At 69.0% G+C, this 1,461-nt stretch carries 3 protein-coding genes; all 3 read right to left on the bottom strand.

Annotated elements, in window-relative coordinates:
- On the bottom strand, positions 1-314 hold a 314-nt coding region (locus V7067_RS14795; protein ID WP_334176673.1), incomplete at its 3' end, for a twin-arginine translocation signal domain-containing protein.
- Between the two features lie 34 nt (positions 315-348).
- Positions 349-1,131: an SDR family NAD(P)-dependent oxidoreductase gene (locus V7067_RS14790; protein WP_334176672.1), complete on the bottom strand. Its 783-nt coding sequence runs from the start codon at positions 1,129-1,131 to the stop codon at positions 349-351.
- A gap of 36 nt (positions 1,132-1,167) precedes the next feature.
- The coding region (locus V7067_RS14785; RefSeq protein ID WP_334176671.1) for an SDR family oxidoreductase at positions 1,168-1,461 on the bottom strand (294 nt) is incomplete at its 5' end.

Here is a 1,461-nt window from a genome sequence, read left to right as displayed (position 1 = left end):
GCCGGCAGGCGCTCGGCGATCACTTCCCAGCAGTCGAAGTCCTTGGAACCGGACAGGATCTTCGTCTGCGCATCCGGGAAGGTCGCCGCCGTGCCGGAGGTGGTGCCAACGCCGGAGGCGGCCTTGAACTCCGCCAGCAGACGTTCCTGCACGGTGGTGGAAAGGCCGATGGTGCGCAGCTGCTGCTTTTCCAGCGCCGTCACCTGCGCATAGGCCGCGCGCGAATTCAGAAACGGCGTGCCCGCGCCCAGCGCCAGCGCGGCGATACCGGCCGAGCGCTTCATGAAAGAGCGCCGGTTCATGTCCATTGTCATGCGTTCCATCTCCGGTTGTTATGGCTGATCGGTTTCAGTAGCGGCCCGGCAGCAGGCCGCCATCCACCACCACCGTCTGCCCGGTCATGTAGCGGGCGCCGTCGGAGGCGAGGAAAAGGATGACGTCGGCGATGTCTTCCGGCTCGCCGATGCGGCCCATGGGAATGAAGGCGCCGGCGGCCTCCGCACCCTGCGGCCCGAGCGAATTGACCGGGTGCAGCAGCTGGGCGGTGCGGATATAGCCCGGCGCCACCGCGTTCACGCGGATACCGTCGCGCGCCAGTTCCACGCCGAGGCCGCGCACCAGACCGACCACGCCGGCCTTGGCCGCGGAATAATGCACATGCTCGTCCCAGCCGTAGGCAACGCCCATGATGGAGGACAGCGCCACCACCACGCCCTTGCCCTTCGCCTTCATGGCCGGCGCGGCGGCGCGCACCACGCGCAGGATGCCCTTGAGGTCGATCTCAAGGGTCAGATCCCATTTCTCGTCGGTCATCTCGCTGAGCGGCACCTTGTGGGCGATGCCGGCATTGGCGACGATCACATCGACGGCACCGAAGCGGGCCTCCAGACCGGCAACGAGCGCATCGACGGCATCGGTGGAGCGCACGTCGAGAAAGGCGAATTCGGCCTTGCCGCCGGCCGCCGCGATCTCGGCCACGACGGCGCGCCCTTCGGCCTCCAGCACGTCGGTCACGACCACATGGTCGCCGGCCGCCGCAAAGGTCTTCGCCGTGGCGCGGCCGATGCCGATACCGGCGCCGGTGACGAGCACGACGCGCGGGGTGGGCGCAGACGCAATGTGCGCGGACATGGAACAGTCTCCCTGAAAATCGGGCGGGCAGCCGCCTCAGAGCATCACGTCGCCGCTGTTGGGGCCGAGCGTCTGGCCAACGAACAGGGCGGCACCGGGGGAAGCGAGGAAGGCGACCGTCTCGGCCACCTCTTCCGGCTCGCCGAAGCGGCCGAGCGGCAGTTCGGCCGCCTTGCGGGCCTGCCAGTCCGGCGACAGCGCCCGCACCAGCGGCGTGTTGATCGGCCCGGGGGCAACCGCATTGACGCGCACGCCGCGGGCGGAAACCTCACGCGCCAGCGCCTTGGTCATGCCGATGATGGCGGCCTTGGCGCCGGAATAATGGACCAG

Source organism: Pseudoxanthobacter sp. (genome assembly GCF_036822375.1).
Taxonomy (GTDB): domain Bacteria; phylum Pseudomonadota; class Alphaproteobacteria; order Rhizobiales; family Segnochrobactraceae; genus Pseudoxanthobacter.
The sequence above is the reverse complement of the archived record's forward strand: the minus strand, read 5'-3'. Positions and strand labels throughout refer to the sequence as shown.

Excerpts from the sequence above, each read along its gene's own strand:
- V7067_RS14790 (WP_334176672.1), bottom strand. The coding sequence starts at position 1,131 with ATGTCCGCGCACATTGCGTCTGCGCCCACCCCGCGCGTCGTGCTCGTC.